This is a genomic window from Pseudomonas sp. Pseusp10, from assembly GCF_059492225.1.
Genome location: NZ_CP168528.1, coordinates 5,665,829 through 5,683,084, shown reverse-complemented (window position 1 = coordinate 5,683,084; position 17,256 = coordinate 5,665,829). Strand labels below are relative to the sequence as shown.

Annotated in this window: 16 protein-coding genes and 1 pseudogene; 5 read left to right on the top strand and 12 right to left on the bottom strand. The window is 60.6% G+C overall.

Annotated elements, in window-relative coordinates:
• Positions 1 to 7: 7 nt before the first annotated feature.
• A complete protein-coding gene (locus ACEN8Z_RS25910; protein WP_495596092.1) occupies positions 8 to 1,729 on the bottom strand; it encodes a type I secretion system permease/ATPase in 1,722 nt (573 codons plus the stop codon).
• Positions 1,730 to 1,741: 12 nt separating this feature from the next.
• On the opposite strand from ACEN8Z_RS25910, the gene ACEN8Z_RS25905 reads away from it, so the two are divergent.
• Positions 1,742 to 1,966, top strand: a complete 225-nt coding sequence (locus ACEN8Z_RS25905; protein WP_495596091.1) for a hypothetical protein — start codon at positions 1,742 to 1,744, stop codon at positions 1,964 to 1,966.
• An 86-nt stretch (positions 1,967 to 2,052) separates the two neighbouring features.
• On the opposite strand, the gene ACEN8Z_RS25900 is transcribed toward ACEN8Z_RS25905, so the two are convergent.
• From ACEN8Z_RS25900 to ACEN8Z_RS25885, 4 genes are read right to left on the bottom strand one after another with little or no spacing between them, the layout of a single operon-like run.
• Positions 2,053 to 3,216, bottom strand: coding sequence for a DUF4350 domain-containing protein (locus ACEN8Z_RS25900; protein WP_495596090.1), 1,164 nt, complete (start codon positions 3,214 to 3,216; stop codon positions 2,053 to 2,055).
• Positions 3,213 to 4,745, bottom strand: a complete 1,533-nt coding sequence (locus ACEN8Z_RS25895) for a DUF4129 domain-containing protein (protein ID WP_495596089.1) — start codon at positions 4,743 to 4,745, stop codon at positions 3,213 to 3,215. Before ACEN8Z_RS25895 ends, ACEN8Z_RS25900 begins: the two co-directional genes overlap by 4 nt.
• A complete protein-coding gene (locus ACEN8Z_RS25890) occupies positions 4,732 to 5,709 on the bottom strand; it encodes a stage II sporulation protein M (protein WP_495596088.1) in 978 nt (325 codons plus the stop codon). The genes ACEN8Z_RS25895 and ACEN8Z_RS25890 overlap by 14 nt, the downstream gene beginning before the upstream one ends.
• Positions 5,706 to 6,431: an RDD family protein gene (locus tag ACEN8Z_RS25885; protein ID WP_495596087.1), complete on the bottom strand. Its 726-nt coding sequence runs from the start codon at positions 6,429 to 6,431 to the stop codon at positions 5,706 to 5,708. Before ACEN8Z_RS25885 ends, ACEN8Z_RS25890 begins: the two co-directional genes overlap by 4 nt.
• 186 nt (positions 6,432 to 6,617) lie before the next feature.
• Between ACEN8Z_RS25885 and sbcB the strand changes: the two genes are divergently transcribed.
• A complete protein-coding gene (gene sbcB, locus ACEN8Z_RS25880) occupies positions 6,618 to 8,048 on the top strand; it encodes an exodeoxyribonuclease I (protein ID WP_495596086.1) in 1,431 nt (476 codons plus the stop codon).
• 99 nt (positions 8,049 to 8,147) lie between these two features.
• Here the strand turns inward: sbcB and mvaT are convergent, their stop codons facing one another.
• Entirely contained in the window at positions 8,148 to 8,525 is a 378-nt protein-coding gene (gene mvaT / locus ACEN8Z_RS25875; RefSeq protein WP_007933316.1) for a histone-like nucleoid-structuring protein MvaT, read from the bottom strand.
• Positions 8,526 to 8,861: 336 nt separating this feature from the next.
• Here mvaT and purU point away from each other — a divergent pair, with 336 nt between their 5' ends.
• Together purU and ACEN8Z_RS25865 are read left to right on the top strand one after the other, a co-directional pair.
• Positions 8,862 to 9,710: a formyltetrahydrofolate deformylase gene (gene purU / locus ACEN8Z_RS25870; protein WP_007993692.1), complete on the top strand. Its 849-nt coding sequence runs from the start codon at positions 8,862 to 8,864 to the stop codon at positions 9,708 to 9,710.
• Between the two features lie 80 nt (positions 9,711 to 9,790).
• Complete coding sequence (locus tag ACEN8Z_RS25865) at positions 9,791 to 9,973, top strand: hypothetical protein (protein WP_495598209.1); 183 nt, start codon at positions 9,791 to 9,793, stop codon at positions 9,971 to 9,973.
• On the opposite strand, the gene gpgF is transcribed toward ACEN8Z_RS25865, so the two are convergent.
• The 5 genes and pseudogenes from gpgF to ACEN8Z_RS25840 all read right to left on the bottom strand — a co-directional run.
• Positions 9,960 to 10,955 carry a glucosaminyl phosphatidylglycerol flippase gene (gene gpgF / locus ACEN8Z_RS25860; protein ID WP_495596085.1) on the bottom strand — a complete coding sequence of 332 codons (996 nt, stop codon included), beginning with the start codon at positions 10,953 to 10,955 and terminating at the stop codon, positions 9,960 to 9,962. The genes ACEN8Z_RS25865 and gpgF overlap by 14 nt on opposite strands.
• The gene (gpgD, locus tag ACEN8Z_RS25855; protein WP_495596084.1) at positions 10,952 to 11,728 is read right to left on the bottom strand and encodes an N-acetylglucosaminyl phosphatidylglycerol deacetylase; all 777 of its coding nucleotides are present in this window, start codon (positions 11,726 to 11,728) and stop codon (positions 10,952 to 10,954) included. Before gpgD ends, gpgF begins: the two co-directional genes overlap by 4 nt.
• Positions 11,721 to 12,833, bottom strand: a complete 1,113-nt coding sequence (gpgS, locus tag ACEN8Z_RS25850) for an N-acetylglucosaminyl phosphatidylglycerol synthase (RefSeq protein WP_495596083.1) — start codon at positions 12,831 to 12,833, stop codon at positions 11,721 to 11,723. The genes gpgD and gpgS overlap by 8 nt, the downstream gene beginning before the upstream one ends.
• Positions 12,834 to 13,058: 225 nt before the next feature.
• Positions 13,059 to 13,823 (bottom strand): methyl-accepting chemotaxis protein, encoded by a 765-nt coding sequence (locus ACEN8Z_RS25845; RefSeq protein ID WP_428608872.1) that lies wholly within the window; start codon positions 13,821 to 13,823, stop codon positions 13,059 to 13,061.
• Between the two features lie 93 nt (positions 13,824 to 13,916).
• Positions 13,917 to 14,948: pseudogene (locus ACEN8Z_RS25840) on the bottom strand (HAMP domain-containing protein); the annotation flags it as partial.
• Positions 14,949 to 15,136: 188 nt separating this feature from the next.
• Between ACEN8Z_RS25840 and ACEN8Z_RS25835 the strand changes: the two are divergent.
• Positions 15,137 to 16,615 carry a helicase HerA-like domain-containing protein gene (locus ACEN8Z_RS25835; protein ID WP_495596082.1) on the top strand — a complete coding sequence of 493 codons (1,479 nt, stop codon included), beginning with the start codon at positions 15,137 to 15,139 and terminating at the stop codon, positions 16,613 to 16,615.
• Positions 16,616 to 16,735: 120 nt separating this feature from the next.
• Here the strand turns inward: ACEN8Z_RS25835 and ACEN8Z_RS25830 are convergent, their stop codons facing one another.
• The gene (locus tag ACEN8Z_RS25830; protein ID WP_007993705.1) at positions 16,736 to 17,191 is read right to left on the bottom strand and encodes a DUF721 domain-containing protein; all 456 of its coding nucleotides are present in this window, start codon (positions 17,189 to 17,191) and stop codon (positions 16,736 to 16,738) included.
• Positions 17,192 to 17,256: the final 65 nt, after the last annotated feature.

Sequence of the window (17,256 nt, the reverse complement as noted above, 5' to 3'; positions counted from 1 at the left end):
TGACGCCTCAGGCTTCTTGATTGCGGGGTTCGACGGCTTTTGCCGGTGTCGCAGGCACCAGGGTCTTGAGCACCTGGTCACGCGGGCCGAACAGGGTTTGTACGCCGTCCTTGAGGAACAACAGCTTGTCGACCGCGCCGAGAATGCTCGGCCTGTGGGTGACCAGCACCACGGTGCAGCCTTCGGCCTTGAGCTTGCGCACGGCCTGCACCAGCGCAGCTTCACCGGCATCGTCGAGGTTGGAGTTGGGCTCGTCGAGCACCACCAGCGCCGGCTGGCCATACAACGCGCGGGCCAGGCCGATGCGCTGCTTCTGGCCGCCGGACAACCCCAGTCCGCCAGTCCCGAGCAAGGTGTCATAGCCTTTGGGGAAGTGCAGGATCATCTCGTTGATACCGGCCAGCTGCGCCGCTGCGATGACCTTGCCTGCATCCACCTCGCCGAAGCGCGCGATGTTTTCGGCGATGCTGCCATCGAACAGCTCGATGTCCTGGGGCAGGTAACCCAAGTGCGGGCCGAGGGCTGCACGCGACCACTGGCCGACCTCGGCGCTGTCCAGGCGTACCGAACCCTGCCTGGCGGTCCAGATGCCGACCATGGCGCGTGCCAGGGAAGACTTGCCTGACGCGCTCGGACCGATGATCGCCAGTACTTCGCCCTTGGCCAGGCTAATGGTCACACCGTTGACCGCGGGCTTGTGCATGCCCGGCGGGATGATCACCAGGCGGTCGATGCTCAGGGCCCCGGTCGGCGCCGGCAGGGGCATGCCTGGCGCGGCCTTGGGGAATTCGTTGAGCAGGCGGTTCAAGCGTTCGTAGCTGCTCTTGGCGTTCCCCATCTGCTTCCACGAACCGATCAGCGCTTCGGCCGGCGCCATGGCTCGTCCCAGCAATACCGACACGGCGATCATCACCCCGGCGGAAATCTGGTTCTCGATCACCAGGATGGCCCCCAGGCCAAGGGCCAGCGATTGCCAGGTCATGCGCACAAAGCGTGACAGCGCAGCGATCCGCGAGCTGCGGTCACTGGCCTCACCCTGCTCGGTAATGACCCGCTGCTGTACGTTGAACCAGCGCTGGCGCAAGGGCGCGAGCATGCCCATCGCCTGAATCACCTCGGCGTTCTGCAAGGTGCTGTTCACGTAGCTGGAAGACGCCACGGACAAACGGTTGGCTTCGCTCATGCTTTTGCGCGTGGTCAGCTCGTTCCAGACGCCCAGCCCGGCAAGGATCAGTGAGCCGATGACCGTGAACACCCCAAGCCAGGGATGGAACAGGAACGTCGCGATGACATAGATCGGCAGCCACGGCGCATCGAAGATGGCAATCAGCGCCGGACCGGTGACGAACTGCCGGATGCTGTTCAAATCGCTCAGCACCTGGGCCGGGTTGGAGCTGTGCTCCTTCAGGCTACGCTCGAACGCCGCATCGAATACCCGCTCGCCCAACTGAGTGTCCAGGCCGGCGCTCATCTTGATCATCACCTGGCCGCGCACCCACTCCAGCACACAGCCAAGGGCAAAGAACCCGAGCAGGATCAGGCTCAGCATCAACAGCGTGGTTTCATTGCGGCTGGTCAGGACGCGGTCGAAAACCTGCATCATATAGATGGACGGGACCAGCATCAGCAGGTTGATCACCCCGCTGAACAGAGCCAACACGCCGAACAGTCGACGATAACGTAGCAGCGCGGCATCAATATCTCGCTGGGGATCTAGGAAGAATCGCATAAAGTCCGAAAGATGAAAAAAGCATTGGGAAAGACGACGGTTATGTTGATGCCCGGGGTGCATTGCGCGGCGGCCGATGCTAGCACTTTGCCCCTTGTTAATGAACTGCTTGAAGCCAGTCGGCACCTCTATTCCATCGGCTTGAAGGAGGCGATCTTGAGTGGGTTTTCGATGGGCCGACGAGCAGTCACCAAGCCGGCTCGATGCGGGCATGGGCAAGCCCGCTTCATGCGCTGAGAAAGTCGCCTTTGGAGCGCGTCGAATCTCCCCGGATTCTCCAGGCACCTTGCAAGCTCAATGCGTAACGCTTTCCCAGTGCCGGATCACAGGGCGTTCCTCAAGGATTGCAGGTGGGCGACCTGACGGCTGAATTCGACGCTGGAAAGCCGTTGGTTCGGACGCGGGCTCATGGCCTGGCTGATGGCGCGTGTGGGTTGGCCGGTCAGGCGCGCGAGCACCAGCCATTGTTCGGCAACGCCGAGTTGTTCAAAACCGGGATGGCGACGTCGCACGCGCCGCAGAATGTCCTGCTGCAAGGCTTGCAGCAGACCGGCCTGACCGTTGCGGCGCAACAGGAAGTCGGCACTGGCGCGCAGGTGCTCCTGCAATTGCCGGCGTGCTTTCGGTGCCGGCTCCAGCAATGGCCCCTGACGCACGCCAACGTGCCAGAAACCCAGGCCGATCAAAGCGAGCAACGCGACCAGCGCCTGGGGAAAATAGCGCAGCAGCAAGGTCGGCAGGTTGTCGTGATCGGCAGTGAAAATCAGCGTCACGCGGGTATCGGCAGTCAGGTACCAGAGCAGCCAGGCATTGTCGAACTGGCCAATGGCCGGGGTTTTCCACAAGTCGGCATCGGTGACCACGGTGATCGAGCCGCGCCCGTGGCTGAGCTGCATCATGTGCGTGGCCCTGGCGCTGTTGGCCCAGGCCTGGGCGAGGTTTTTCGGGTCTTCGAGATGGAACGCAGTATTGAAACCGGCATAGGCCGGGGCGTCTTCGTTTTCCAGATAGAGCTTGGTCAGTAGCGGGAAAGGATCGTCGCCGACATTGGGCGGCGGTTCCTTGAGGTCTTTGCTCAGGGACTGGTGCAGTTGCACCCGATCGAGCAGCAGGTCTTTGCTGTGGCCGAGTTTTTTATTCCACAGTGACTCGGCGACGAACAGGAGCCGCCCGCCGGCCCGGGTCCAGTTCATTACCTGGTCGATCTGTCGTGGGGTCATGTTGTTGTGGTCCCCGAGCAACAGCAGGCTGCGTCGACGCGGGTCGAGACCGGGCAGGATGTCGAGGTCATTGGCGTGCTCGACGCTCAGGCCTTGGTTGCGCAAAAAGAGCTCCGCCGCCAGATAAGGGTTGGCCCTGGCTTCGGGGGAGGGACCGTGGTCAATTACGGTCTGGTAAGGGATAACCTTGAGGTACAGATAAACGCTCAGCGCAACCGCCGACACGGCGATCAACGCCGCAGCTATCGCCCCCCTGCGCCGACTCAACGGGCGGCCCCGGGGCCGAACAACACACGCCAGCCATTACACAATTGCTGTTGCACATGATCGGGCGGCAGGCGATGACCGTAAGCCATGTTTTGCCAGTGCCCGGTCAGGTTTGTGCTATAGGCCAGCAAGGCCGGTTGCTGTAACAGTTCGACCCGCCGAAGTACCTGCCCTTCGGTGTCGGCGGCTTTGAGCGCGATGTTGAAGTCGTGCACCAGGCGGCTGAGCAGGGCGCGATAGAGCAAGCCGAGCGCTTCGCGCGGGTTAGTCTGCCAGAGGCTTTCAGCGTTGGAGGCAATGTCCGCAGGCAGGGACTCGGGTTTGAGGTCCAGGCCGAATGCCTGCTGCGGTAACGGCCGCGTGGTTTTGACATTGAGTGCCGGTCGTCGGCTGACGAACGCCTGCAACCAGTCGCGATAGCGCCAGATCAACAGGCCGATGGCTGCGACGACCGTGCCCCACAGTACGATTTCAATCAGTGTCGCCAAGGTCCCGAAGTGCTGCCCCTCAAACAGCTTCAACAGGGCCTGCAGCCATTGCGGTGTCGGGGCTCCGGCGCCCGGTTTGTCTTCGCCCAAACGGTAGCGTGTCACCGTTTCCCGGTTCTTGAAGGGTGGCTGTTCGAGGATTGCCTTGATGTGGTCCCTGGAGGCCTGGCTGTTCAGGGGCTGGCCCAGCAGGCGCGGGCTGTCGGGCGAAATGGCGGGTTCGGCGGCCCACGCGCTGTGTGTGGCCGGCATCAGCACAATCACGGCGATCAACAGGACAGCACCTGCACTGACGAGACGCTGGCGCATTCGGCGGAACACCAGTTCGATATCCCAGGCCTCCAGAACGGTGCGCCGGTTCAGGTAAAGGCTGAAACCGCAGGCGACATAGACCGGTTCCCAGACCACCAGTACCAAGGCATAAAACGCGTTGGTCAGGTGTTCCAGCCAGCGCCAATCCTGGGTGGCCGCAGAAATCAGCGACTGCCACCTCCAGTCGAGCGCGACCTGTTGTGGCAGGAGCAGATAGAACAGCACCATCAAGCCGATCCACAACGCACCTTCGAGATGCGCACCGATGATCGTCAGCCATCGCGCCACGCCACCGTCTCGCTGCAGCAATACGTGCAAACGCTGCTGTCGCGCGTGTCCGTGCAGGCCTTCCAGTTGCATCACCGGCATCAGGAAGCTGCGGTGCAGGCTCAGGCGGCGCCAGGTCAGGCTGGCCAGCAGTTGTGGCTTGAGCAACCGTGGCCATTGATAGAGGGCCTGCTTGAGCGTCGGCGTTTCACCGAACATGGCTTTGGACAGGATGTACAAGGGCAGGCGTTCGAACGCCGGCTTCAGCCACCAGAAAATGAACACGGCGAGAGAGGGCGAATCCCGGAATCCCCAACTGAGCAGCGCGAAAACCGGCAAGGTGACAATGGCCCAACTGGTCATCAACAGGCGTCGGTGACGCTGGCTCAGGAGCACCCCGAGGTCCATGGCTTCCCAGGTCGGGCGTGGGCGAATCACCACCGTGGCGTCACTCAGGCGCATGGCGGTGACGTCCGGCAAACACGAGATAAACCCCCACCAGCAACCAGAGCGCCGCGCCGACCAGGTACTTGGTCTGGTGCGACGGGTGAGTCATTGATGACCAGTAGGCTTCGATAAACGCCGCGATCAACAGAAACAGCATGACGCCGCAGATCAGTAGCACACTCTTGCGCGCTGCCAGGCGCAAGGCCTCGGCGCGTGGCAGGCGGCCCGGGGCGATCAACGCCCAGCCCAGCTTCAGGCCGGCGGCACCGGCCAGGGCGATGGCGCTGAGTTCGAAAGCGCCGTGGCCGATCACGAATGACCAAAAGGATTGCCCGTAGCCGATGTAAGTCAGGTGGCCGGCCACTGCACCGATCATCAGACCGTTGAAGATCAGGAAAAATACGCTGCCCAAACCAAGCAGCAAACCGCTGGCGAAGGTCTGAAAGGCAATGCCGATGTTGTGCATGATGTAGTAGCCGAACATCGCCCAGTCCTCGCTGGCGGCTCGTTCCGCCGTGCGCCCGAGGTGACCGGCAATGGGGTCGTACATGCTTTGCATTTCACTGACCTGCCTGGCGGGGATCAGGTTGTAGACCAGGTCCGGGTACAGGTACACCAGCAACGCGAAGCCGGCCAGGCTGCCAAAAAACAGCAGGCTGGCGACGAGTACGAAACGCCACTGTTCGCGCACCAGCCGCGGGAAGTCGGCCAGGATGAATGCCAGCACATTGCCCCCCAAATGGCTGCGGTGACGGTAAAGCTGCTGATGCCCGCGCAGCACCTGTTGCTGCAGGGAGTCGATCAGAAAACTGCTGTAGCCGCGCTCCCTGGCCAGTGCCAGGTGTTGGCAGAGACGGCGGTAGTCCCTCGGGAAATTGCCGGCCCCGGTGGCTTTCCTGTCGTGCTCCAATTGCTCGAGCAGGCGAGCGAACTGTTCCCATTCGGCCTTGTGCCGGTTTTCAAAAAGGCTTTGCTTCATGTCGGCCCCAACAAGCCGCGGGCGATGCCGTTGAGCTCGGTCACCGCCTGCGGGGCCGTGATTTGCAACGGTTGGGCGAGGATCGCAGCGAGTTCATCGACCCGCGCCTGGGAGAGTTCACCCTGGCGCTCGGCAAACCCGAGGATGGCCCGTTGCTCGCTGAGCGTCAGGGCAAATGCCGTACGGCGGGGCTGGGCTTCGGGGAGTTCGGGGCGGGTGTGCGAGCGTTCGCGGTAGATCACCAGGGTCCCGGCGGCGATATCGCCAAGGCGCTTGAAGTGGGGGTGTTGCAGGCAGCTGATGGCCCCGAGGAAGTAACCGAAGGGCAACAGGTCGACAACGCGCAGCAGGTTGCGCAGCAGCGAAGCGGACCAGCCGACCGGGGTGCCATCGTCGTGCACCACTCGTAGCCCCATCCATAGCTTGCCCGGCGAACGACCCTGGTTGAGCACCTCGAACAGCACCATGTACCACCAGCTCACCCCGAACAGCAGGATCGACCCGAGCCCGGCGCCCAATTTGCCGAGCATCGCCAGCGCAATGAACAGCACACCGAGGACCAGGCCGCGCAAACCAAGATCGATGGCGAACGCCAGCGCACGTACCATCAACCCGGCCGGGCGCAGTGGCAGGTCGACGCCCTCCGGCGTTTCGACCTGGTATCGCGTATCCAGTGGCGGTGACAGCGGCGCATTCCCTGGCAGTGCTGTGGTCTCGAGCATGGGCAACCTGATGATGTGGCCTGGATCGGGATTCTCTGTCTATCCGATGCTAGCAGCCAATGCGCAGGGAAACGACATAACTGTGTATGGTCGGGCGAGCCGCGCAAGGTGCTTGAATGACAGACTACTGGCCGTGGCGGGAGGTGAACGCCTAGACTTTGCCGATCTTCAGTTCAGGAATCGCCCGTGACCTCCATCTTCTGGTACGACTACGAAACCACTGGCATCAATCCCCGTTGCGACCGTCCGTTGCAAATGGCCGGCCTGCGCACCGACTTCGATCTCAATGAAATCGACGAGCCGGTCAATCTTTATTGCCAACCCAGTGACGATATCCTGCCGCATCCGGCCGCTTGTGCGATCACGGGAATCACGCCCGGGCAACTGCAGGCGCAGGGCTTGAGCGAAGCCGATTTCATGACCCGGGTGCATGCCCAGCTCGCGGCGCCGGGTACCTGTGGCGCGGGGTATAACACCTTGCGCTTCGACGACGAGATGACCCGCTACAGCCTGTACCGCAACTTTTTCGACCCTTATGCACGGGAGTGGCAGGGCGGCAACAGCCGTTGGGACCTGATCGATGTGGTGCGCGCCGCCTATGCCTTGCGCCCCGATGGCATGGTCTGGCCGACCGATGACGAGGGGCGGGTCACGCTCAAGCTCGAACGCCTGACCGCTGCCAATGGCATCGATCATGGCAATGCCCACGAAGCGCTGTCGGACGTTCGCGCGACGATTGCCCTGGCACGCCTGATACGGGAAAAACAGCCAAAGCTGTACGATTGGCTGTTTCAGTTGCGCAGCAAGCAAAAAGTCATGGACCAGATACGCCTGCTGCAACCGCTGGTGCATGTATCCGGGCGTTTTTCGGCCGCGCGCAGTTATGTGGGTGTGGTGTTGCCGCTGGCCTGGCACCCGCGCAACAAGAACGCCCTGATTGTTTGTGACCTGCACCTCGATCCCCAGAGCCTGCTCGACCTGGATGCCGAAAGCTTGCGTCAGCGCTTGTATACCCGCCGCGACGAACTGGCCGAGGGGGAGTTGCCGGTGCCGTTGAAGCTGATTCACATCAACAAGTGCCCGGTAGTGGCACCGTTGTCTGTACTTCGCCAAGAAGATCAGCAGCGTCTGGGGCTGGATATGGCGCTGTATCAGCAGCGGGTGTTGCGGCTAAATGACGCGCAGAAAGTTTGGCTGGATAAAATCCTGGCGATTTATGCCCGCGAAGATTTTTCTCCGAGCCAGGATCCGGAGCAGCAGTTATATGATGGATTTATCGGTGATCGGGATCGGCGATTGTGTGAGCAAGTCAGAACCGTTGACCCGATGCAATTGGCACAAGAGCAGTGGCCTTTCGATGACGAACGTTTGCCTGAATTGCTGTTTCGATATCGCGCACGCAACTTTCCCGATACGTTGAATCCCGAAGAGCAGGAGCGCTGGCGAATATTCTGTCAGAAACGTTTGTCAGAACCCGGGTGGGGGGCGCCAAATACCCTTGAAAGTTTTGTAGAAGCCGCGGCCCAGTTGAGCGTTAGTGCTACTCCGTTTCAGCAGGGGGTACTCAGTGAGTGGCAGGATTATGTCCAGGGACTGCGCCAGCGTTTGTGTCTTTGAAATCGAACATGCCAGGGCTTAAATACCCCGTAAAAAATAACGCCAGCATTTGCTGGCGTTATTTTTTGTCACGGTTCCGTCTGCGACAAGCTCTGAGGCTTAGCCCAGCAGGGTAGCCCAGCCTTCCACCACGTCACCGCCCCACTTGGCTTTCCACTCTTTCAGAGTCTTGTGGTTGCCACCTTTGGTTTCGATGACTTCACCGTTGTGCGGGTTTTTGTATTGTTTAACTTTGCGAGCACGCTTGGTGCCGGTAGTTTTCACTGCGCCGCCGCGTGGTGCCTTGGTTTTGGATTCTGGATCCAGCAGCGCGATGATGTCACGCAGGGACTTGGAGTATTCACCCATCAGGGTGCGCAGTTTGCCTTCGAATTCCAGCTCGGTTTGCAGTTTGTCGTCTTGGGACAGGTTCTTCAAACGGGCTTGCAGCTCTTTGATAGCTTCTTCTGTGGCGCGATATTCGTTGATCAAGGACATGTGGACTACCTTATGTTGTACGCTGGATGGCAGGTGACAATGCCGCAATAATAGTCACGGTGTTTCATCAAGTAAACATTTAAGCCAGGTTTATTTAATTTAATTGCTGTGGTTTCGGCGCACATTGGTAATGCAGTTGTAAGTGTGGTCCGGGTCTGACAGATATACATAAATTAACAAATGACTGGCACCGCTAGAGCATCCGGACGAACTGGCAGCGGTGCTGTCCGCCCTGCCGCACCGACCTTCCGGCAGGGCGAAACGTCAACAATACTGCAGTTTTGCTGCGTAATCGCTAGAATGGCGGCCTTTGCGAAGTTCTGGAGTTTCCCCCTCATGCGCACTTTTCGTCTGGTGATTTCTTGCCCGGACCGTGTTGGCATCGTTGCCAAAGTCAGTAACTTTCTGGCATCACACAACGGCTGGATCACTGAAGCGAGCCATCACTCGGACAATCTCAGTGGCTGGTTCTTCATGCGTCACGAAATCCGTGCCGACTCCCTGCCATTTGGTATCGAAGCGTTTCGCGAAGCCTTTGCCCCGATTGCCGAAGAGTTCTCGATGGACTGGCGCATCACCGATACCGAACAAAAGAAACGCGTGGTCCTGATGGCCAGTCGTGAGTCGCACTGCCTGGCCGACTTGCTGCACCGCTGGCACAGCGATGAACTGGACTGCGAAATTTCCTGTGTGATTTCCAACCATGATGACTTGCGTAGCATGGTGGAGTGGCACGGCATTCCGTACTACCACGTTCCGGTCAATCCGCAGGACAAGCAACCGGCCTTCGCCGAGGTTTCGCGCCTGGTCAAACAGCACGATGCCGAAGTGGTGGTACTTGCCCGTTACATGCAAATCCTGCCGCCCGAGTTGTGCAGTGAATACGCGCACAAGGTCATCAACATTCACCACAGCTTCTTGCCGTCGTTCGTCGGTGCCAAGCCGTATCACCAGGCGTCCCTGCGTGGCGTGAAGCTGATCGGCGCGACCTGTCACTATGTGACCGAAGAGCTGGATGCCGGCCCGATCATCGAGCAGGACGTGGTGCGTGTCAGCCACAGCGACAGCATCGAAGACATGGTGCGTTTCGGCCGTGATGTCGAGAAGATGGTGCTGGCCCGTGGCCTGCGTTATCACCTGGAAGATCGGGTGCTGGTCCACGGCAACAAAACCGTCGTCTTCTGACAGACGTACGGCGCAGTTGAAATTCGAAGGGCCTGGGCGTTCAATCGCTTCAGGCCCTTCGCCGTTTCTGCACTGAGGACATGACCATAGCCGATCCACTGGACAAAGCCACCTCCAAGGCTCCCGCCACGCTGGGCGAGGGCTGCCTGAGCCGCTACGACCCGGATGACATGGGGCCTGAAACGGGGACGGAGTTTCCGGATGCCGCGCAGTTGTGGGAGCAGTTGCAGCAGGCGCCCGACGACAAACCTAAGCCTGTCTGAGTTTCATCAGCTTCATCAGCAGCGATCGACCCAGCATCAGCAAGAACACCGGGCCACCGACCAGCAAGTAGAAGTAATACGTCACTGCCCGCCAAATCAGAATCGCCGCTGCCGCCGTGGATTTTCCGACCATGGGCGCCAGCAGCGCAGCGGACGTCAGTTCAGCCGCCCCGGCTCCACCGGGCAGAAGGCTGAATTGTCCGGCGCTCAGCGCCAGCATCTGGACCAGAAAACACCAGGCCCACTGCAAATCCGCGCCAAGCCCGCGCAACGCCAGGTACAGCACGCTGTAGCGCAGGACCCAATGCACACAGGTCAGGGCAAATACCTTGATCAAGGTCTGCACGGGCAACTTCAACGTGTCGGTAAACGCCGCCAGAAACTGCAGTAGCTTGCGCGCCCAGCGCATTCGAGTGGCCGCTTTGACATTGACTCGGGCGAGCCATCGGCCGCTCAGGCGAATCAATAAACGGTGATAGCGCGCCACCATGACGCAAACGATCAGGCCACCGAACAGCGAGACGGCGCTGACCATCAGCATCCATTCCATGCGCTGGCTGAGGTGCTGGAACAGTGCGTAAATCAGAATCCCGCTCAGGGCGCAGAGGAAAAACAGCAAATCGCTCAGTTGGTCCATGGCAAACACTGCGCTGCCCCTGGCCGGACGCACGCCGTGTCGCGCCAGCAAAGCCATGATCGTCAGCGGCCCGCCACTGCCGCCGGGGGTGGCGCAGTAGGCAAATTCGGCGGCCATCACCACGCCGAGGCTTCTGAGCCGGCTGACCTTGCCGCATTGATCCCCCAGCAACAGGCGCAAGCGCAAGGTGTTCACTGCCCAGCACAGCAGGATCATGCTGAACATGACCAGCAGCCACGGCAGCGGAAAACCGGTCAGCCGAGACCAGGTCTCGCTGCCACCCAGCAGTGTCGGAATCAGCAGCGCCGCGAGCAGGCCAACGAGCAACAGCAGTCCGCGACTCACGCGGCACGACCCATCTGGTCGTCTTGCAGTGTCAGCCACTGGGCCTTGGTCATTGGAACGCGGCCGTTGTCGAGCAGGCGCTCGAGGGTTTGCAGCCAGTATCGACGCGAGAACTCATGGCGCATGTCCTCCGGGTGCAGGCCCAGGCGAATCACCGGGGCGTGCTGCCAGCGTTGTTCACGGCGGTCGCTGACGAGCTTCGATACGCCCCGGCGCCAGGCACTGCGCGCGCTCCATACCAGTCCAGGCGCTTCGATCGCGGTGAAATCCGGCAAGCGGTATAAATGCTGCGAGTCGCTGGTGTAACTCAGTGGCAATTGGTGCAATGCCTGGCGAGTGCCCGGGCTCATCAGCCAGGCCGGGGCGACGAACCCTTCCAGCGGCCAGTCATGACGTTGGAACATCTCGATGCCCGAACGCAGGCGGGCGAGGGCGTCTTCTTGCGACAAACGGTAAAACTCGCCTTCGTGGGTGTAGACCCGACGCATGAACCAGTCTCGGGGATTGCCGGTCATCGGCCCGTCGTCGCAGTGGAAGTAACCATGCAGCGCCAGTTCGTCACCCCGGGCGAGCCTGGTACTGAGCTGGCGGCGAAATTGCGGATGGGCGTCCAGGTTGTTGTGTTTGTGGAAATCCGGTACCACCAGCCAGGTGATCGGTACGCCACCCAAGGCATCGACGGCTTTGACGAACGGCTGATAATCGGCCCAGGTTGGCGGTGCCACGTCGTGCAGTACCAGCAGTAAAGCGGGACTGTTCATGGGCTCAACCATTGGCTGTCAGCGGCCATTGGCTGCCGAGCACGGCGTGGTAGTGGCGCAACAAGCTGTTGACCACCGTATCCCAGGCGTAATGCCGTTCGACATGCAATCGCGCTTGTTGGCCCAACGCTGCGCTGCCCGACCCGAACAGTTCTCGAACGGCGGTGGCCATTGCGGCGGGATTGTTCGGTGCGCAGAGCACACCGCAGTCATCGGTGACGATTTCCTCGAAGGCCCCGGCGGCCACAGCCACCACCGGAATGCCGCTGGCCATGGCTTCGAGTAACACCAGGCCGAAGGTTTCCTGATCGCCGGCGTGCAACAGTGCATCGGCACTGGCCATCAGGCGGGCAACTTGTGCAGCCGGGCAGAACTCGTCGATCACCGTCACGTTGGACGGCACGGCCGTGGGCATCGACGAGCCAACCAGCAACAGGTGATAGCGACGGCCCAGGCGATTCATGCAGTCGAGCAGCACCGGCAGGTTTTTTTCCTTGGCGCCGCGCCCGGCGAAGATCAATAGGTAGGTGTTTTCATCCAGGCCCAGCTCGGCTCGCAGCCCGGGGTCTCTGGCATCGGGATTGAAGGTTTGCAGGTCGACGCCGAGCGGTTGCACAAACACATTCCTGACCCCAAGCCCGGTGAGCTTGTCAGCCATGACCCGACTGGGCGCCAGGACCCGGTCGAAGTTGCCGTAGAGCTTGCTGACATAAGCCTCGACGTTGTTGGTCACCCAATTGCCCATGCGGTTGCGGACCAGTAGCGGCAGGTCCGAGTGATAGAAGCCGATGACCGGTACATCGAGTTGGCGCCGTGCATCCAGCGCTGCCCATGCGGTGAGATAGGGGTCGCCGACTTCGATCAGATCGGGTTGCAAGTCTTGCAGGACATTGCGCCAGGGCGCGAGACGCAGAGGAAAGCGATAGCCCTTGCCGAAGGGCAGGGCGGGTGCCGGAACCGTGTAGATGCCATCCTGCTCGCTAAAAGAAGATCCGGGAATCAACAAACTGTGGCGAATGCCCGGTTTGATCCCCATACGACGGTGTTTAGCATCCAGGTAAGTGCGCACGCCACCGCTGGCAGGGGCGTAGAACATGGTGATGTCAGCGATATGCACGATGAATAATCCTCCGGTCCCGGTACTCCCTTGGTTGACCTATATGAAGGATAGATGTTCGGTTGGGGTTGTGCGGGTGGGGGTGTCAGCGGGGATATGTATCGTTTGACGGGCCGCTATCGCGAGCAAGCTCGCTCCCACAGTAGATCTCCAGTGCGACAAAGATTCCTGTGGGAGCGAGCTTGCTCCGGGCGGCGTTCCGACGATGAGGCCGGTGAGGTTGCCTCAGATCCTGAAACTACCCACCAACTGCTTCAACCGTGCCGCCTGCTGCTCAAGGTCCGAGCACGCGCGCAACGTCGATTGCAGGTTTTCCACACCTTCCTGGTTCAGCGTATTGATCTCGGTGATGTCGACGTTGATCGACTCCACCACCGCAGTCTGTTCCTCGGTCGCAGTGGCCACCGACTGGTTCATGCCGTCGATTTCACCGATACGCAGCGTCACGCTGTTCAGGCGTTCGCCCGCGAGGTTGGCGATTTCCACGCTGTCCTGGCTGTGGCGCTGACTGTCGCTCATGGTGCTGACCGATTCCCGGGCGCCGACTTGCAGCTCCTCGATCATGGTTTGCACCTGTTGCGCCGATTCCTGCGTGCGGTGTGCCAGGTTACGCACCTCGTCCGCCACTACGGCAAAACCGCGACCGGCCTCACCGGCGCGGGCGGCTTCAATCGCGGCGTTGAGCGCCAGAAGGTTGGTTTGTTGGGAAATGCTGGTGATGACTTCGAGGATCTGCCCGATGTTCACGGTTTTGCTGTTCAGCGATTCGATATTGGTACTCGATGCGCTCAGCATGCTCGACAGTTGATTCATCGCCACGATACTGCGGTCCACCACTTGCTGGCCGTCTTCGGCCAGGCTGCGGGCATCGCTGGCCTGGCTCGAGGCCTGTGCCGCATTGCGGGCGATTTCCTGGGCGGCGGCGCCGAGCTGATTGATCGCGGCCGCAACGCTGCTGGTGCGCGAGGCTTGCTGGTCGGAGTTGAACATCGACGAGTTGGAAGCGGCGACCACGCGCAACGCCACTTCGTTGACTTGCCCGGTCGCCGAGGATACTTCGCGGATCGAGCCGTGAATGCGCTCGACGAAGCGGTTGAACGCGGTGCCGAGGGTTCCGAATTCGTCGTTGTTCTGGATGGTCAGGCGCTTGGTCAGGTCGCCTTCGCCGTCGGCGATGTCAGCCATGGCACGGGTCATGACGTGCAAAGGCTGGATCAGAAGGCGGATCAACATGCCGAGCAGGGCGATGATGATGGCCACGGCAATGATCGTCGCAATCACCGCGGAGGTGCGGAATTCGCTGAGCATCGAGTAGGCTTTTTCTTTGTCGACCGACAGACCGATGTACCAGTTGACCGACGACAAGCCTTTGATCGGGGTGAAGGTCACGATGCGGGTTTTGCCGTCGACCTGGATTTCGCTCAGTGCGCTGCTGATGGCCGGCGTGTCTTGCGGGTAGACATCCTTGAGCGTCTTCATCGCCAGTGCTTTGTCGGGATGTACCAGGATCTTGCCGTCGGAACTGACCAGGAAGGCATAACCTTTGCCGTCGAAATCCAGCGTGCCAAGGCTGTCAATGATCACTTGCAAACTCAGGTCGCCACCGACCACGCCGATGTTCTGGCCGTCCTTGATAACGCTGTCGACAATGGAAATCACCAGCTGGCCGGAGGCCAGGTCGATGTAAGGCTCGGTTAAGGCCGAACCGCTGCTGCCTTGCGCGCTCTTGTACCAAGGGCGTGCACGCGGGTCATAGCCATCGGGCATCTTGCTGTCCGGGCGAATGATGAAAGAGCCATCCTTGCTGCCGAGGTAGGCGCCCATGAAGGTCGAGGTCACGGCTTTTTGTACAAGCAGCCTGGAAACGTTGTCAGCATCGGGATTGAGCGCGACAGTTTGTGACAGGTTTTCAATCAGCAGGCTGCGCCCGTTCAACCAGGTCTGGATATTGTTGGCGGTCACTGCGCCCATTTCCTGAAGATAGTTCTCCAGGTCTTCGCGGATGGCGTTGCGCTGTAAATAGTCGTTGTACAGCGTGAATGAGGCGAAGGCGGCAATAACAATGAGGGCGGCGGCAAGCAGGATTTTATGGCTGAAACGCAGATTTTTGTTCATGGCTTGGGGTTCCGCTAAGGTCTTAATGTCCAGCGCGTGCTTTTATAAAGGGGCGCACAACGGGCAAGGTTGAAAGCAAGTGAATTTTCCGACTCTCCTTAGGGAAATTTCTGACCAGATCGTGTCTGACTGCTTTGTCGTTATCTCTATCGGCCGTGTAGGACCAAAGATTAATCATGGGTGACAAAATGCCTGACTCATTGCAACTCGTTATCGGCGCCGATCTCGAAGGGCTGCCGGTTGCCCAGGCCATGCGCCTGGCGAACCGCCACGGTTTGATCGCGGGCGCGACCGGCACCGGCAAGACCGTCACTTTGCAACGAATGGCCGAAGCCTTCAGCGATGCCGGCGTGGCGGTGTTCGCCGCTGACATCAAGGGTGACCTGTGCGGCCTCGGCGCTGCGGGCAACCCTCAGGGCAAGATCGCCGAGCGGATTGCCGGGATGCCCTGGCTCAACCACAAGCCTCAGGCTTATCCGGTGACGTTGTGGGACGTACACGGTCAGTCCGGTCATCCATTGCGCACGACTTTGAGTGAAATGGGGCCGTTGCTGCTGGGCAGTCTGCTGGAATTGACCGACAGTCAGCAGTCGGCGTTATACGCCGCGTTCAAGGTAGCGGACCGCGAAGGCCTGTTGTTGCTGGATCTGAAAGATCTGAAAGCGTTGCTCAATCACCTGCGGGACAACCCCCTGTTGCTGGGCGACGATGCGGCATTGATGACCACCGGTTCCAGTCAGGCATTGCTGCGGCGTCTGGCGACCCTGGAGCAACAGGGCGCCGAGGCCCTGTTCGGCGAGCCGGCGCTGCAACTCGAAGATATCCTCCAACCCACTGCCGATGGCCGCGGGCGCATTCATTTGCTGGATGCCAGTCGTCTGGTGCATGAAGCGCCGAAAGTCTACGCGACGTTCCTGCTGTGGCTGCTGGCCGAGCTGTTCGAGCAGTTGCCAGAGCGTGGCGATGCCGAAAAACCGTTGCTGGCGCTGTTCTTCGACGAGGCCCACTTGCTGTTCAACGGTACGCCCCAGGCATTGCGTGACCGTCTGGAGCAAGTCGTGAGGCTGATTCGTTCGAAAGGTGTGGGCGTGTATTTCGTCACCCAGTCGCCCGGTGACCTGCCGGATGATGTACTGGCGCAGTTGGGCTTGCGCATCCAGCATGGCTTGCGTGCGTTCACCGCCAAGGAGCAAAAGTCCCTGCGCGCAGTGGCCGAAGGTTTCCGGCCGAATCCGGCGTTCGATACGTTGTCGGTGTTGACCGAGCTCGGGATCGGCGAGGCGCTGGTCGGCACCCTGCAGGAAAAGGGCACGCCGGAAATGGTCCAGCGGGTGCTGGTAGCACCGCCGCAATCGCGGATCGGGCCGTTGACCGACGCCGAGCGTAAGGTGTTGATCGCAGGTTCACCGTTCAAAGGGCGTTATGACCAGCCGATCGATCGTGAATCAGCCTATGAAGTGCTGATGGGGCGCAAGGGCCTGGCGCCCGAGCCCGAGGCGGAGCAGGGCAAACAGGAACCGAGTTTCACCGAACAGGCGGGAGAGTTCCTCGGTACGGCAGCAGGGAAGGCGCTGAAATCGGCGATGCAACAGGCGGCGAACCAGCTTGGCCGACAGTTGGTGCGCGGCTTGATGGGATCATTGTTGGGTGGCAGCAAACGCCGCTAGCTTGAGCGGACACAGTCAGTGTAGGAGCGAGCCTGCTCGCGATAGCGGTCTGACATTCAACTTTTATGCTGACTGTTACACCGTCATCGCGAGCAGGCTCGCTCCTACATGGGGCCTGTGTCAGGATTTGGTCTTGGCGTGCGCCGCCAGTCGCTCCAGCGCTGCCCGCAGATTCGGGTCGCTGATTCCGTCGGCCGTGGCCTGGATGGTCGCGGCCGCATCATCCGACAGATCCATGGTGTGCCCGGCCGCGCCCCGCTGGACGGTGGGCGGCTGCACCTTGAACAGGATTCGCGTCAGGCTGGCAAACTCGTCGAACAGTTGCAGTTGCCGTTGCAGGCGCTTCTGCTGGTAGCGCAGGCGGGTGGCCCAATGACCGTCGGTGACAATCAGCAACAAACTGCCTTCGCGCCAGGAAGCCACGTGGCAATGCTCGCGAGCGGCGGGTTGCAATTGGCTTTCGAGCAATCGTTGCAGATGACCCAGGCGTTGTGCGTGGCCGAGAATGGCTTTCAGCGGCTTGGCTTCGCGTAGTAGAACGGCAGGTACTTTGGCCGTAAGTGGGCGAAATGCCATGATCAGACACCTGAAGTAACAGAGGCGCCATGGTAGCAGAAAGCACCGAATGCACCCGCCCATTG

What these genes read in the sequence shown, in the direction of transcription:
- ACEN8Z_RS25835 (WP_495596082.1), top strand. Translation starts at nt 15,137, where the DNA reads ATGCCTGACTCATTGCAACTCGTTATCGGCGCCGATCTCGAAGGGCTG.
- ACEN8Z_RS25895 (WP_495596089.1), bottom strand. Translation starts at nt 4,745, where the DNA reads ATGCGCCTGAGTGACGCCACGGTGGTGATTCGCCCACGCCCGACCTGG.
- ACEN8Z_RS25905 (WP_495596091.1), top strand. Translation starts at nt 1,742, where the DNA reads ATGAAAAAAGCATTGGGAAAGACGACGGTTATGTTGATGCCCGGGGTG.
- ACEN8Z_RS25910 (WP_495596092.1), bottom strand. Translation starts at nt 1,729, where the DNA reads ATGCGATTCTTCCTAGATCCCCAGCGAGATATTGATGCCGCGCTGCTA.
- ACEN8Z_RS25845 (WP_428608872.1), bottom strand. Translation starts at nt 13,823, where the DNA reads ATGTTCAACTCCGACCAGCAAGCCTCGCGCACCAGCAGCGTTGCGGCC.
- ACEN8Z_RS25830 (WP_007993705.1), bottom strand. Translation starts at nt 17,191, where the DNA reads ATGGCATTTCGCCCACTTACGGCCAAAGTACCTGCCGTTCTACTACGC.
- mvaT (WP_007933316.1), bottom strand. Translation starts at nt 8,525, where the DNA reads ATGTCCTTGATCAACGAATATCGCGCCACAGAAGAAGCTATCAAAGAG.
- purU (WP_007993692.1), top strand. Translation starts at nt 8,862, where the DNA reads ATGCGCACTTTTCGTCTGGTGATTTCTTGCCCGGACCGTGTTGGCATC.
- ACEN8Z_RS25865 (WP_495598209.1), top strand. Translation starts at nt 9,791, where the DNA reads ATGACCATAGCCGATCCACTGGACAAAGCCACCTCCAAGGCTCCCGCC.
- gpgD (WP_495596084.1), bottom strand. Translation starts at nt 11,728, where the DNA reads ATGGTTGAGCCCATGAACAGTCCCGCTTTACTGCTGGTACTGCACGAC.
- ACEN8Z_RS25890 (WP_495596088.1), bottom strand. Translation starts at nt 5,709, where the DNA reads ATGAAGCAAAGCCTTTTTGAAAACCGGCACAAGGCCGAATGGGAACAG.
- ACEN8Z_RS25885 (WP_495596087.1), bottom strand. Translation starts at nt 6,431, where the DNA reads ATGCTCGAGACCACAGCACTGCCAGGGAATGCGCCGCTGTCACCGCCA.